The sequence below is a fragment of the Vagococcus salmoninarum genome, assembly GCF_003987495.1.
In the GTDB taxonomy this organism is placed as follows: domain Bacteria; phylum Bacillota; class Bacilli; order Lactobacillales; family Vagococcaceae; genus Vagococcus_D; species Vagococcus_D salmoninarum.
Genome location: NZ_NGJU01000008.1, coordinates 79,429 through 93,068, shown reverse-complemented (window position 1 = coordinate 93,068; position 13,640 = coordinate 79,429). Strand labels below are relative to the sequence as shown.

The window sequence follows — 13,640 nt, the reverse complement described above, 5'->3', positions numbered from 1 at the left end:
CCTTCCCCCTTTTAAATCTGATAAAGCTATCCTAGTCGTTGACGCGCATCAGCTGAACGCTTCAGAGCTTGCCCGACATAGTTAATACTAAGCATCATTACTAAGATTAATAGTGATGCTGGTAACCAAATCCAAGTCTTATTAGATAAGACGTCACCATTGGCTGCATAGGCGATTAACGTACCTAAACTTGGGACGCTGGTCGGTAAACCAAAGCCTAAGAATGTTAAGGTTGTTTCAATCCCAATGTTGGCCGCAAAGTTCATTGTTAAGTTCGTAATGATTAGTGAGCTTAAGTTAGGCATGATTTCTCTAAACATAATTTTGAAATCACTTGTACCCATGGTTTTTGAAGCACTCACGTAGTCACGACGACCTTCTGAAAGCGTCTTACTCCTAAAGAGTCGAGCTTTACCGACCCAATAAAATGCACTCATGATCCAAATGAAAGACCAAGCGTTGTAACGTGGTAAAATCGTCACAATAACGATAATAATCATTTGAACTGGTAAGATCATCACGAAATCGACGATCCGCATCATGATGTTATCAATGAAACCACCATAGTAACCGGCGGCAATTCCGATTCCAACACCGACAATCGACGTAATAATCGTAATCGCGAAACCAATTGTAATTGAGTTACGAGCCCCAAGGAAAACTTGGCCTAAGACATCACGGCCACCTTCGTCAGCTCCTAAATAAAACGTTGCATCTTTAGTCGAACTATAAGCTCCTGGTTGAGCATATTTGTCGAAGATACTGACACGCATTACTGCGTCTTGATCGATGATCGCTGAGCCAATAAAGACTGACAGTAAAATGACTACTAGTAATCCTAGTGAAAATAAAGCTAATTTATCTTTTTTAAACTCACGAATAATCATACGGAAGCCCATTGGTGGGATACTTTCCGGAATGACTTCGGTGTTTGTAATTTCTTCACTCATCTGCTGTACCTTCCTTTCTTAATTTTGATTTTTATTGAATACGAATTCTTGGATCAACAATGCTCATGATAATATCTGATAACAAAGTACCAATTAGCGTTGCGATACCTAAAATCAAAATCAAGGCTGTGATTACAGTGTAGTCACGTTGCAAGATAGCATCGATGAAAAGTTTGCCAATTCCTGGGTAAGCGAAGATTCTTTCGATTACGATTGACCCACTAATTAAGCCAGTAATTTCATAACCTAATTGTGAAGCAATTGGTAGTGATGCGTTTCTGAAAATATGACGTGTGTAAACACGGTTTGTCGGTACCCCTTTAGAACGGGCTGTTCTGACATAGTCTAATGACTGAGAGTCAATGACTTCACTACGTAAGTACTGAATTGTGACAGCTGTTGCTAATAAAGCTTGAGAAATCGCTGGTAAGATAATGTGATACAGTTTATCCCAGAAATATGCCCAAGTCCCTGGTTCAACCCAACTGGAAACTGAGCCGGTAGTTGGGAACCAACCTAAGCGGTAACCAAAAATGAATAACATTAGTAAGGCAAAGATAAAGGCTGGTACCGCAAAACTGAAGAAGTTATAAACGACAACAGTTTTGTCAAATAACGAATTTTGGTAACGACCTGAAAATAGGCCTAATGGTAAAGCGATTAAATAAGTGATGATAACTGTTAAGACTGATAAAATAATCGTATTTAAGGCACGCTCACCAATAATTGTTGCTACTGGTAATTTATACAAGAAACTTGAGCCGAAATCCCCTTGAACGGCATTCGCTACCCAGTTAAAGTATTGTGTGTACCATGGATCATTTAAGCCAGCTGCTTCACGCATCCGCTCAATTACTGCTGGGTCCATGTTAGGATTGATTAGTCCCGTAAAAGGGTCCCCTGGCATCGCCTTAGCTAAGACGAAAATAAAAACACTAAGAATAATAACTTGGGGAATCATCAAGATAACACGGCGTAATATTGTTTTCCACATAGTTAGTTCCCCTCACTTTCAAGATGTAATAAAGCAGCTTGGTGGGTTGGTGATAATTTCTTCAAATCATACACCCGGCCATTAGCGTCATAGTATTCGGTTTGAAGTGACTGGAACTCTCTTTCAACGGCCCGACGTGTCTCTTTATGAGCTTCACGATTGGCAACGTCGATTTTCGGAATTGCTGACAATAAACGTTTTGTGTAAATGTGTTGTGGGTTGTTATAAATATCTTCACGAGTACCAATTTCAACGAAACGGCCTTTGTGCATGATTGCTAAGTTGTCACACATATGTTTAACAACCCCTAAATCATGAGAGATAAATAAGTAACTTAAGCCAAACTCTTCTTGAATGTGCTTCATAAAGTTCAAGACTTGAGCTTGAACTGATAAATCTAAAGCTGAGACAGGTTCATCTGCCACGATTAATTTAGGACTTGTTGCTACTGCACGAGCCACACCTAAACGTTGACGTTGACCACCTGAAAACTCATGTGGGTATTTGTATAAAGCATCTGTCGGCATACCAACGATGTCTAACATTGCTTGGACTTTTTTCTTCTCTTCTTGGTCTGATAGACGTTCAAAGTTACGAATCGGTTCCGCAATAATATCAATCACGCGTTTTTTCGGGTTCAAACTTGACATGGCGTCTTGGAAAATCATTTGGACGTCTTTGTTATAGCCCATGCCCTTACGAACACTAGCTTTCGTAATGTCTTTTCCTTGATAAATAATTTCACCACTTGTGACTTTTTCAAGTCCCACGATGGCTTTACCCGTCGTTGATTTACCTGAACCAGACTCACCAACTAAACCGTAAGTCTTACCTCGTTCAATAATAAAATCAACACCATCAACAGCGTAAACATGATCCGTTACGCGGTTGAAGAAACCGCTGCGTATTGGATAGTGGATTTTTAAGTCTTTTATTGTAATTAATTCATCCATTACACATCACCTTTCTGGTCTTTAAAATGGAAGTTCTTGTAACATGTACAACGAACTAAGTGATCCGGTCCAACTTCATGAAGGATTGGTGTTTCTTCGTGTTCCTCAGCGTCAATCCACGGCACTCGTGGCGCAAAACGACAGCCTTCACGAGGCAAGTTTTTAAGTGAGGGTACGATACCTTCGATAACGTGTAAATCTTCATCAATCGCATCTTCTTGAGGGATTGAGTTTAATAGCGAGCGTGTGTATGGGTGTTTTGGATTATTAAATAATTCCTCAACTGGGGCTTGCTCAACAATTTGTCCAGCATACATCACTGCTACTCGGTCAGCCATTTCAGCCACAACTGCTAAGTCATGGGTAATTAAAATAATGCCGGCTTCCGTTTCAGCTTGTAAATCAACTAATAAATCTAAAATTTGCGCTTGGATTGTTACATCTAAGGCAGTTGTTGGCTCATCAGCAATAATAATCGCTGGTTTACATGAAATGGCAATGGCAATAATCACCCGTTGGCGCATCCCACCTGATAACTCATGAGGGTATTGTTTCGCCACCCGTGGGCCATTTTTAATGCCTACTTGGTCTAATAACTCTAAGACTCTGGCTTCTTTTTGATCTTTTGTGAAATCCGTATGATATGACAAAGATTCAGAGATTTGGTCACCAATTCTCATTAACGGATTTAAAGCTGACAATGGGTCTTGGAAAATCATCCCAATATCGTTACCGCGAATTTGATTGTACAAGGTTTCATTAAAATCTAATAAGTTTAAATCCTTATAGATGACTTGGCCTGTAATTTTCGTGTTAATTGGGTTATGAAGCCCCATAATAGTTGTTGCCAGCGTGCTCTTACCACAGCCTGACTCTCCTACGATTGCTAAAATCTCGTTCTTTTCCAGCGTAATTGAGACATCATCAACTGCATCATAAAAATCATCTTTAATTCTGAATCCTGTATGCAAATCGTGAATGTCTAGTAATTGATCATGAACGTTCAATAGGATACCCCTCTCTCTTTTCTCCTGCATTTGAAAAGCCTTACTTAACAAAAAAAAGACTTTTCCATATTTATTCCGAATCATCAAAAAAGAAAAAGCAAAGTCTGTTATTTTTCTTTTCATATTCTTTTCGATATTTAATAATTATACTGAAATTTCTAACTTTTTTCAATCTTTTCAGAAGTTTTACAAAAATATCTCGAAAGTCGTGATACAACGCCCTCTAAAATAAGAAAAACCACAGAAAACAATTAGATTCCTCTAATAATCATCTGTGGTTCTTTTATTGGCGACCAGTAATGTAATCTACGGCTGCTCCAATTGTTTCAATCTTCTCAGCATCTTCGTCTGAAATCTCTGTGCCGAACTCATCTTCAAGTTCTAGAACAAATTCCATGATACTAATTGAATCTGCGCCTAAATCATCTTTAATGTTTAAACTTTCAACAACTTTGTCTTCTTCGATATCAAAGTGTTTTGTTATAATTAAGCGAACTTTATGTAATACTTCTTCTTTAGTCAAGTATGTTCACCTCCAAACGATTACAATCTCGTTACAATTAACTCACTATCATTTTACTGATTAATCAGTGATTTGTCTATCCTTTTTTAAAGATTCCCTTAAATCCCTTGCTACGACAAGCTTATTCTTGACTTTCTTTTTCAAAATGTTGGACTAAATCTTCAATGACATGACTTTCTAACATCGTATGAATTTGACGAATCGTATATTTCACTGCTTCTGGTCCTGTTGAACCATGGGTTTTAATGACTGGGGCTTTTAAACCAAACAAGACTGCTCCACCATGAGAAGAATAATCCAATTCGTTTTTCATTTTTTTCAAGGAGTCTTTTAATAGTAAGGCGCCGATTTTCCCTTTTAGGCCAGCACTTAAGATTGATTCTTTCAGAACTCCCATTAAAGCTAAGGCGGTTCCTTCAGTAGACTTCAAGACCGCATTACCAGTAAAGCCATCAGTTACGATTACGTCAGCAGCACCTGTTAATAAGTCCCGGGCTTCCACATTTCCAATAAAATTAATTTCCTTTTCGGCGGCTAGCAGTTCGTAAGTAGCTTTTGTTAACTCGCTACCTTTCGTGGCTTCTGAACCATTATTTAATAAACCAACAGTAGGATTATTAATATGACGGACATTTTTAGCGTAGTAACTAGCTAAGATAGCATATTGTAAAATATGTTCCGGCTTATTATCAGCATTGGCACCCATATCAATAAAATCAAACCCGCCATCAGGATTCCCTAAGACCGGCATCGTTGTCATCAAACCAGGACGTTCCACGTTCTTAATGCGACCAATAATGAAAAGGCCGGCAGTTAATAAGGCACCCGTGTTCCCAGCAGAAAAGATGGCATCTGCTTCTCCGTCTTTGACAGCTTTTGCTGCTAAGACCATTGAAGCTGTCTTTTTGCGACGAATCGCTCGAACAGGTTCGTCATCACTTGTAATCTTTTCATCAGTATGAATAATTTTAATGTTTGTGTCATTTGTGACATATTTTTTTATTTCTGTTTCTTTTCCGTATAGTTGAAATTCGATCGTTGGGTATTCTTTTTGTGCTAACATAATACCTTCAACAATTGCTTGTGGGGCGTTGTCGCCTCCCATCGCATCTACCGCGATTCTCATGTGGCCATCTCCTCTGACAATAGGTCAATAATTTAATAATAAATACAGTATAGCATAATTGTAATTCATGATGAATTTATAAGGTACTTGTTGTTACGTTTAGTCTTATTTTTTTCTTTCTTCTATTATAAGTCCAGATTTTCAAACTAAACTCCGAAAAGCTGAAAACGAATCACTCCTCGTTTTCAGCTATTTTTTCATTAATGTTTTCTTAATCAAAGGCGGTAGCATTGTCCTCTTTCCCTAAGACTCGTTGACACATGCCTTGATAGTCCTTCTTTTGCCACCATTTCGGTTGGTCCCAAATGGCAACAGCTTCTTGGCGAGCTGCTTCTAAGATAGCGAAGTCTGCCACAATGTCACCAACAGCAAACTGGGGAATCCCGGACTGGCGTGAACCAAAGACTTCGCCCGGCCCCCGCATTTCTAAGTCTTTTTGACTTAAAACAAAACCATCGGTCGTTTCTGTCATGATTTTCATCCGTTCACTGCCCATCTCATTTTTCGGATTAGCGACTAAGACACAATAGGAAGCCTTGTTACCACGTCCCACCCGGCCCCGTAACTGATGGAGCTGCGCTAGTCCAAAGCGGTCAGCATCCATAATTAACATCGTCGTCGCATTTGGCACATTAACTCCAACTTCAATCACTGTCGTTGAGACTAAAACTTGGAGTTGGTTGTCTTTGAATTTAGTCATAATCTCATCTTTTTCTTGAGATTTCATCTTTCCGTGGAGTAAGCCTACTTGATATTTTTCACCGTAAAAAGCTTGAAGGGTCTCATAGATTTCCGTAGCATTTTTAACATCAATCGTTTCTGATTCTTCAATCAACGGACAAATCACATACGCTTGACTGCCTCGTGCTAATTCTTTTTCCGTCCAAGTTAAAACCGTTTCTAACTGTGGCGGACGTATCCAACGAGTCTCAATCGGTATCCGACCTTTCGGCAACTCATCAATAATCGAGACATCCATTTCACCGTAAGCGGTAATCGCTAAAGTCCGAGGAATTGGTGTCGCTGTCATAAAGAGAACATCAGGGTTATCCCCTTTATCTCTAAGAATCTTCCGTTGATTCACACCAAAGCGGTGCTGCTCGTCTGTAATCACTAATCCTAAGTGCTTGAATTCAACATCTTTTTGAATTAAGGCATGGGTCCCAATTAAAACATCTAAGCTACCTTCTGCTAGTTGGGCTAAAATTTCACGCCGCTCTTTAGCTTTCGTTGAACCAGTTAACAAAGCGATCTTAATTGGAAAGTCAGCAAATAATTCCGTTAGACTTTCTAGATGTTGTTCCGCTAAAATTTCCGTTGGCACCATTAAGGCACTTTGGAAGCCAGCAGTATAAGCTGCATACATCACAATCGCTGCCACAACGGTTTTCCCACTTCCCACATCCCCTTGGAGTAAACGGTGCATGTGAGAGCTACTACGCATGTCCCGACAAATCTCATTAGTGACCCGCTTCTGAGCGTCTGTTAAATCAAAAGGCAGGCCTTGAGTAAAGGTTTTTAACTGCTCCACATCGTACAAAATTTCTAAGCCTAAACTGACTTCTTTTTCTTGGTAACGGAGTTGTTGCATTTGCATTTGAAATTCAAAAAACTCTTCAAAGACTATTCGCCGGCGAGCAAACTGACTTTCTTCGGCTTTCTCAGGAAAGTGCATAGCATACATCGCCTGTTTACGTGGGTACAAACGGTACTTTTCAAGAAGTTCTGGCGGTAACCACTCTTCAATGACATCACCATATAGTTCAAAGGTTTTTTTGATTAGTTCCACTAAAGTCCCTTGACGAACTTTTTTATTTAAATGGTAGATAGGCGCAAAGTCAGCTTCTTGATTGTCTTTACTGCCAAGAATTTTCATCCCACTTAAGGCTTTTCGTTTAGCATCCCATTTCCCAAAGATTGCAATTTCTTCAGCTAGCACGACTTTGTCTTTTAAGTAAGCTTGATTGAAGAAAGTCACATTAATTACCGCTTGGTCATGCATGATTCTAAAACTTAGGCGATTTTTCCGATAGCCATAATGGGAAACGACGCCTTCAGCAATCACCGTCCCTTTAAGAACAACTTTTTCTTGATCACCAATTTCAGCTATATTTTTTTCTTGGATATCGTCATAACGAAAGGGGTAGTAAGTTAAGACGTCTTCAACTGTGAATAAGCCTAGTGCTTCTAAGTTTTCCCCTCGTTTCGGACCAACCCCTGGCAATAGTTGAATCGAATCGCTCGTCTTCTTCATCCTGATCCCTCCTAAGATTCTATAGAAAAAGCCAAACACATGGTTTGGCTTCGTAACATTTTAATTATTAATTCTTCGTACTAAATTAAATACGTTAAATTGGGCTTTTTCTATTTATTCGACTGAGAATAAATACAGGTTTACCCCGTTTATTCGACTGAGAATAAATACAGGTTTATCCCATTTATTCGACTGAGAATAAATAAGGATAGACTGGTTGATCGCCATTGTGAATTTCAACTTCTAAATCAGCATTGATTTCAACAATCCCTGCAGCTAATTTTTCCGCTTCTTTTTGATTGCCATCTTCACCGATGATAATCGTCACAATTTCACTGTCTTCGTCGAACATTTTTGCTAGAGTTGCCAGTGACGCGTCATAAAGATTAGGTTCAGAGACAACTATCTTGCCTTCTAACATTCCGATGAACTCATCTTTTTTGATTTCAATGCCGTCAATTGATGTGTCACGAACAGCTGTTGTGACTTGACCACTTTTGACTTCAGCTAACATATTGATCATCGCTTCTTTGTTTTCTTCTAAGCTTAATTGATCGTTAAAGCCTAACATCGCTGTCATACCTTGTGAAATAGTTTTCGCAGGGACAACTGCTACTGGTAATTCACTGACTTCAGCAGCTTGATCAGCCGCCATAAAGATGTTTTTATTATTCGGTAAGATAATGACTTTTTCAGCATTTACTTCTTCAATCGCTTTTAAGATATCTTCCGTACTTGGGTTCATTGTTTGGCCACCACTAATAACGTAGCTTGCACCTAAGCTTTTGAATAATTCTTGGATACCTGCCCCAGCAGCAATTGCAATTACTGCAAATGGAACTGGTGGTTGTTTTGGTTTCAGTGCTTCTGTTTTTTCGTTTTCTAATAATGAATCATGTTGCAGACGCATATTATCAACTTTGATTTTAACCAGTGAACCGAATTTTTGACCGTAGTTCATGACTTCGCCTGGGTACTCTGTATGAACGTGAACTTTAATAATTTCATCGTCAGCAACGACTAATAATGAGTCACCTAATTCATTTAAGTAGTTACGGAACGTATCATAGTCAAACTCACTATCAACAGTTTCGCCTTCACCAATGTGGACCATAATTTCAGTACAGTAACCAAACGTAATGTCTTCAGTCGCTACATGACCAGCCACACTACGGTGATGTTCAGCTTTCGCCATTTCTTCCATTTGAGCTGGGTTTGGTTGATACACTTGTTCGGCAACGGCTTTACCAGAAAGAACTTCTAAGAAGCCTTCATAAATAAATAGTAAGCCTTGACCACCACTATCAACAACGCCAACTTCTTTTAAAATTGGTAATAAGTCTGGTGTTTTATCTAAAGAGCGTTTGGCTCCTTTAACGACAGCTTCCATAACTTCAATACAGTCATCGGTTTCTTTCGCTTTTTTCTCACCAGCACGGGCTGCTTCTCGAGAAACTGTTAAAATTGTTCCTTCAACAGGTTTCATAACAGCTTTATAGGCTGTATCAACGCCTTTTGTGAAAGCTGCTGCTAAATCTTGGGCATTTAATTCCACAACATCTGGAATTTGTTTTGAAAAGCCACGGAATAACTGAGATAAAATAACTCCTGAGTTTCCACGGGCTCCCATTAGTAAGCCTTTTGATAGTGCTTGGGCTAATTCGCCGACTTTTTCTGATACATTATTCGTGACGGCTTTCGCCCCACTTGTCATTGATAAATTCATATTCGTTCCTGTGTCGCCATCTGGGACCGGAAATACGTTCAATGAGTTCACATATTCTGCATTTTTATCCAAACGACTCGCTCCAGCTTGAACCATTGCTTGAAACTGACCGCTGTTAATTGCTGTTACTTTCACTTAATTATCCTCCTTAGATTAACTACCTAACTAGATTAGTCTGGTAGTACGCGCACATCTTGAACAAATACGTTAACGGAATTAGCAGTAACGCCTAACATCGTTTCTAAATTGTATTTTACTGTTTCTTGTACGTTACGACTAACTTCTGATATTTTTGTTCCATAACTGACAACTGTGTAGACATCAATCGCTACACCATTGTCTTCTTGGCGGACAACTACGCCACGAGAATAGTTTTCTTTACGAAGTATTTCATTTAAGTTATCTTTGATTTGATTTTTGCTAGCCATTCCAACGATGCCATAAATATCTGTCGCTGCACCGCCAACAACTGTTGCGATCACATCATTACTTATTTCAATCGTTCCCGCTTGGGTTTTAATTTTTACAGCCATTAGATTAAGCCTCCTTTAGGTCTTTTCCTCGATCCTTGTAACTCTCAGCTATTGCTAGTTAGTTAGACCAGGTCCTCCTTTGGGCATAATAGCCCAATTTCTCTTATTATTTTATCATAGGCGTGGGCTATTTAAAAGGAAAATAGACCTTTTCTTAATAATAACCGGATTATCCTAGTCGTTTTCTAATATTCAAGGCAATTTTTTTCTTAAAACAAGTCCCATTAACCCCTGTTAGCTCTTGGCTTCCCCCCTTTAACTTGACTTGGAAGCTAATTTTTACAATTTATGCTTAACTTTTGCTTGCATTCAACTTTTAATTATAGTAAGATATTCTAGTATGAGCAAAGTACTTAAAGGCTCCAATATCAAAGCAAAGGAGGAAGAAACATGGCAAAAGAATGTTATATCACTGGACGTAAATCTGCAAGTGGTAATACTCGCTCTCACGCGATGAATAAATCAAAACGTACTTGGAAAGCTAACCTACAAAAGGTTCGTATCTTAGTAGACGGCAAACCAAAGAAAGTTTGGGTTTCAACTCGTGCTTTGAAATCAGGTAAAGTTGAACGCGTTTAATCTTTCTAAATAGACAAAGACCATCAGATCAGCTCTGACGGTCTTTTTTTGTGTCTATAAGTCTTTACTTTGAATAACCGCCACCACGCCTGAAGTAAAGGAGAAGTGGGAGGTGTCACCAATAAATTCATTACTGGCAAAACTCATTGGTCTCGGCACTTGATAATTTTCTAAACGATATTTGGCATCATACAAAGATAAATCTGTGACTGCTGTTAAGCAAACGTAAGCTAAATACTTTTTATCCGCTTCTTTTTCAATCACATAATCCCCTGGCAAGAAGTAAGTAATGGTGTTTTGTTCATCAATAAGTTTAATTCGCTGAAGCTCCTCTTCAAAACGAGGATCTAAAGGTAGCCAAAGATTTGATAAGAAATGATCTAAGCGTCCCCCAGTTGCCCCTAAGATTAAAACTTCTGCTTGAGGGTGTTTAGCAAGGGCTAATTTTAGGCCTAACTGAGTATCAGTATCATCTTTTTCTGGTATCGAGTAGTGGATATCTGAAACCAAGCCTTCGACTTCCTTTAATTCAGCAGAACTCAAGGAATCAAAGTCCCCTACAGCTAAATCTGGCACAATCCCTTTTTTAAGTAAGCGATAGGCGCCCCGGTCAACGCCGATCCAAAAAGTCTCACGACCTTGATAAGTGGTAATCTCCGGCCAAAGTGTTTCATCGCCACCTGCTACGATCACTACTTGACTAATCATTATTCCACCGCGTCTCTTAAGGCTTGGATACGAGCAGCTGGCGAGTCAGAATTATAAACGTATGAACCAGCCACAAAAACATCTGCCCCGGCTTGAGCACACAATTTAGCCGATTCTGCATCAATCCCACCATCGACTTCAATTTCATAACTGTAATTATGTTTTTTTCGTAAAGCTGCCAACTCTGCAATTTTTTCAGTCATCTCTGGAATAAAGGCTTGGCCACCAAACCCAGGGTTAACAGTCATCACTAAGACTAAATCAACCATACTCAAAACATCTTTCAGCGTTGCTACTGGTGTCCCTGGATTAATTACGACTCCAGCTTTAACCCCAGCATTTTTGATCATTTGTAAAGTTCGATGTAAGTGAATCGTACTTTCTTGATGAATGACAATAAAATCCGCTCCGGCTTTCGCAAAATCATCAACAAAGCGTTCTGGGTTCATAATCATCAAATGGACATCTAAAGGTAATTTCGTCACCGGTCGAATGGCTGAAACAATATTCGGTCCTAAAGTGATGTTTGGAACAAACTGTCCGTCCATTACATCAACGTGAATATAATCCGCTCCGGCTTTTTCAACTAACACGACGTCTCTTTCCAAATTAGCAAAATCTGCGCTTAAAATCGATGGTGCAATCTTCATGTCTACTTACCTCTTCTTATTTTTTATTTTTTCCATACATTGGTTTACGATTTTCGATTTCATCTAAAAATTGTAAATAATGTTTGTATCGCGATGCTAGTATTTCCTGACTCTCCACTTGAGCTTTGACTTCACATTTTGGTTCATGAAGGTGTTTACATTCTCTAAATTTACATTCTGTCGCTGCCCGGGCAATTTCAGGAAACTGACCAGTTAGCTCTTCAGCACTCATCTCAAGAAAATCAATGGCACTAAAACCAGGAGTGTCTCCGACTAACCCATCGTATAATGGAATTAATTCCACATGACGAGTAGTATGACGGCCCCGACCTAATGATTTAGAGATTTCCCCAGTCTTCAAAGCTAATTCTGGTGAAATCCGATTAAGTAACGTCGATTTCCCCGCCCCGGTTTGGCCCATAAAGACTGTTAGGGATTCAGGGAAGTAACTAACGATTTCTTTAAGAGCACGCTCATCACTCGTTATCTCTGGTAAAATCACCGGATAACCAATCTTCTCATAACTGGCTTTGACTGCTTTTAACTCTTCATAGACTTCTGGTGTTAATAAATCAATTTTTGTTAAATAAATAATCGGTTTAATTCGTTCATATTCTAGAGTCACTAAGAAGCGATCAAGTAAATTTGCCGAAAAATTTGGCGAAACACTACTCATAACAACGACTCCTTGCTCGATATTAGCAACTGCTGGTCGAACAAGTTGGTTCACTCGTGGTAAGACTTCTAATAAGTAACCATCTGTTAAATTAGTGCTTTCGAAGATGACATGATCGCCAACTAAGGGGGTGATGTTTCGATTACGAAAATTTCCCCGGGCTCTTGTTTGATAAGTTGTCCCATCTGCATAAATATAATAAAAACCACTCAGGGCTTTTCTAATTTGGCCTTTTGTCACTGTCGCACCTCCATTTTTTCTCTTCTTGTTTTCACTGTACTTAATATCTTAGGAGATTTCAAGTAATTTCCTTAATAATTAAGATAAAAAATACTTTTATTAATTTTGAAAAAAAACAAGAACCGAAGTTCTTGTTTTTTCATTGTCTTCATTACTGAACTTTAGCAGCAATGACTTCAATTTCAATTTTAATTTCTGGTAAACCTAAAGCTTTAATGTAGCCAATTGTCATAGAAGGTTGTTCTTTAGGAAAGAGTTCATGCCACTTCTGATAAAAATGTTCCCAGTCGATCTCTTCTACTGACCAGATGTTAACTTTAATCACATCTTCCCCAGTTAGTTTTTCTGACGCTAACGCAAGTTGGATATTTTTTAACGTATTCGTGACTTGCTGATTGAAAGCTAAAGGCAGTTGATTGTTTAAATCACTACCGATTTGGCCAGAAAAAGTATACCAAGTGGCTTGTGGGGGAATAACCGTTACGTGGCTATATTCACCTACGGGTAAGGGCATTGTTTCAGGGTTTTTTCTAATTATATTATTGGTCATCTGTTTTTCTCCTTTTTGTTTGCTTGATAATTGATGTGGCAGTCTCATAAAACGACGGACTCCACCCTTGTTCAAACAATTTTAGAAAAAAACAGCCGTTGAGTAACCGACACCTAAAGCTAAAAAGCCTAATATTTTCTTTTTCATCGGTTACACCTCCTCAGTAATAGA

General features: G+C 38.9%; 14 protein-coding genes. 1 reads left to right on the top strand and 13 read right to left on the bottom strand.

The annotated features are described in order from the left end of the window. Positions 1-26: 26 nt before the first annotated feature. From CBF35_RS06810 to CBF35_RS06770, 9 genes are all read right to left on the bottom strand, one after another. The gene (locus tag CBF35_RS06810) at positions 27-950 is read right to left on the bottom strand and encodes an ABC transporter permease (RefSeq protein WP_126779425.1); all 924 of its coding nucleotides are present in this window, start codon (positions 948-950) and stop codon (positions 27-29) included. A gap of 31 nt (positions 951-981) precedes the next feature. Beyond that, positions 982-1,944 carry an oligopeptide ABC transporter permease gene (gene opp4B, locus CBF35_RS06805; protein ID WP_126779422.1) on the bottom strand — a complete coding sequence of 321 codons (963 nt, stop codon included), beginning with the start codon at positions 1,942-1,944 and terminating at the stop codon, positions 982-984. Positions 1,945-1,946: 2 nt separating this feature from the next. Then, positions 1,947-2,897, bottom strand: coding sequence for an ABC transporter ATP-binding protein (locus CBF35_RS06800; protein ID WP_126779420.1), 951 nt, complete (start codon positions 2,895-2,897; stop codon positions 1,947-1,949). Continuing rightward, positions 2,897-3,934, bottom strand: coding sequence for an ABC transporter ATP-binding protein (locus CBF35_RS06795; RefSeq protein ID WP_244922572.1), 1,038 nt, complete (start codon positions 3,932-3,934; stop codon positions 2,897-2,899). Before CBF35_RS06795 ends, CBF35_RS06800 begins: the two co-directional genes overlap by 1 nt. Positions 3,935-4,187: 253 nt before the next feature. Next, complete coding sequence (gene acpP, locus CBF35_RS06790) at positions 4,188-4,427, bottom strand: acyl carrier protein (protein WP_126779418.1); 240 nt, start codon at positions 4,425-4,427, stop codon at positions 4,188-4,190. A gap of 121 nt (positions 4,428-4,548) precedes the next feature. Next, positions 4,549-5,553: a phosphate acyltransferase PlsX gene (gene plsX, locus CBF35_RS06785; RefSeq protein WP_126779416.1), complete on the bottom strand. Its 1,005-nt coding sequence runs from the start codon at positions 5,551-5,553 to the stop codon at positions 4,549-4,551. Positions 5,554-5,764: 211 nt separating this feature from the next. Next, positions 5,765-7,807: an ATP-dependent DNA helicase RecG gene (recG, locus tag CBF35_RS06780; protein WP_126779414.1), complete on the bottom strand. Its 2,043-nt coding sequence runs from the start codon at positions 7,805-7,807 to the stop codon at positions 5,765-5,767. Between the two features lie 184 nt (positions 7,808-7,991). Then, on the bottom strand, positions 7,992-9,668 hold the full coding sequence (locus CBF35_RS06775; RefSeq protein ID WP_126779412.1) for a DAK2 domain-containing protein: 1,677 nt from the start codon (positions 9,666-9,668) through the stop codon (positions 7,992-7,994). Positions 9,669-9,703: 35 nt separating this feature from the next. Further along, positions 9,704-10,066: an Asp23/Gls24 family envelope stress response protein gene (locus CBF35_RS06770; RefSeq protein WP_126779410.1), complete on the bottom strand. Its 363-nt coding sequence runs from the start codon at positions 10,064-10,066 to the stop codon at positions 9,704-9,706. Between the two features lie 390 nt (positions 10,067-10,456). Here CBF35_RS06770 and rpmB point away from each other — a divergent pair, with 390 nt between their 5' ends. After that, positions 10,457-10,645: a 50S ribosomal protein L28 gene (gene rpmB, locus CBF35_RS06765; RefSeq protein ID WP_126779408.1), complete on the top strand. Its 189-nt coding sequence runs from the start codon at positions 10,457-10,459 to the stop codon at positions 10,643-10,645. A gap of 54 nt (positions 10,646-10,699) precedes the next feature. Here the strand turns inward: rpmB and CBF35_RS06760 are convergent, their stop codons facing one another. The 4 genes from CBF35_RS06760 to CBF35_RS06745 form a co-directional block, all read right to left on the bottom strand. Then, on the bottom strand, positions 10,700-11,353 hold the full coding sequence (locus tag CBF35_RS06760) for a thiamine diphosphokinase (protein ID WP_126779406.1): 654 nt from the start codon (positions 11,351-11,353) through the stop codon (positions 10,700-10,702). Beyond that, positions 11,353-12,003 carry a ribulose-phosphate 3-epimerase gene (gene rpe / locus CBF35_RS06755; RefSeq protein ID WP_126779404.1) on the bottom strand — a complete coding sequence of 217 codons (651 nt, stop codon included), beginning with the start codon at positions 12,001-12,003 and terminating at the stop codon, positions 11,353-11,355. Before rpe ends, CBF35_RS06760 begins: the two co-directional genes overlap by 1 nt. A 16-nt stretch (positions 12,004-12,019) precedes the next feature. Then, the gene (rsgA, locus tag CBF35_RS06750; protein ID WP_126779402.1) at positions 12,020-12,919 is read right to left on the bottom strand and encodes a ribosome small subunit-dependent GTPase A; all 900 of its coding nucleotides are present in this window, start codon (positions 12,917-12,919) and stop codon (positions 12,020-12,022) included. Between the two features lie 151 nt (positions 12,920-13,070). Next, positions 13,071-13,469 (bottom strand): RidA family protein, encoded by a 399-nt coding sequence (locus CBF35_RS06745; protein ID WP_126779400.1) that lies wholly within the window; start codon positions 13,467-13,469, stop codon positions 13,071-13,073. Between the last annotated feature and the right edge of the window lie 171 nt (positions 13,470-13,640).

Excerpts from the sequence above, each read along its gene's own strand:
- CBF35_RS06810 (WP_126779425.1), bottom strand. The coding sequence starts at position 950 with ATGAGTGAAGAAATTACAAACACCGAAGTCATTCCGGAAAGTATCCCA.
- opp4B (WP_126779422.1), bottom strand. The coding sequence starts at position 1,944 with ATGTGGAAAACAATATTACGCCGTGTTATCTTGATGATTCCCCAAGTT.
- CBF35_RS06800 (WP_126779420.1), bottom strand. The coding sequence starts at position 2,897 with ATGGATGAATTAATTACAATAAAAGACTTAAAAATCCACTATCCAATA.
- CBF35_RS06795 (WP_244922572.1), bottom strand. The coding sequence starts at position 3,934 with ATGCAGGAGAAAAGAGAGAGGGGTATCCTATTGAACGTTCATGATCAA.
- plsX (WP_126779416.1), bottom strand. The coding sequence starts at position 5,553 with ATGAGAATCGCGGTAGATGCGATGGGAGGCGACAACGCCCCACAAGCA.
- recG (WP_126779414.1), bottom strand. The coding sequence starts at position 7,807 with ATGAAGAAGACGAGCGATTCGATTCAACTATTGCCAGGGGTTGGTCCG.
- CBF35_RS06770 (WP_126779410.1), bottom strand. The coding sequence starts at position 10,066 with ATGGCTGTAAAAATTAAAACCCAAGCGGGAACGATTGAAATAAGTAAT.
- rpmB (WP_126779408.1), top strand. The coding sequence starts at position 10,457 with ATGGCAAAAGAATGTTATATCACTGGACGTAAATCTGCAAGTGGTAAT.
- CBF35_RS06760 (WP_126779406.1), bottom strand. The coding sequence starts at position 11,353 with ATGATTAGTCAAGTAGTGATCGTAGCAGGTGGCGATGAAACACTTTGG.
- rpe (WP_126779404.1), bottom strand. The coding sequence starts at position 12,003 with ATGAAGATTGCACCATCGATTTTAAGCGCAGATTTTGCTAATTTGGAA.
- CBF35_RS06745 (WP_126779400.1), bottom strand. The coding sequence starts at position 13,469 with ATGACCAATAATATAATTAGAAAAAACCCTGAAACAATGCCCTTACCC.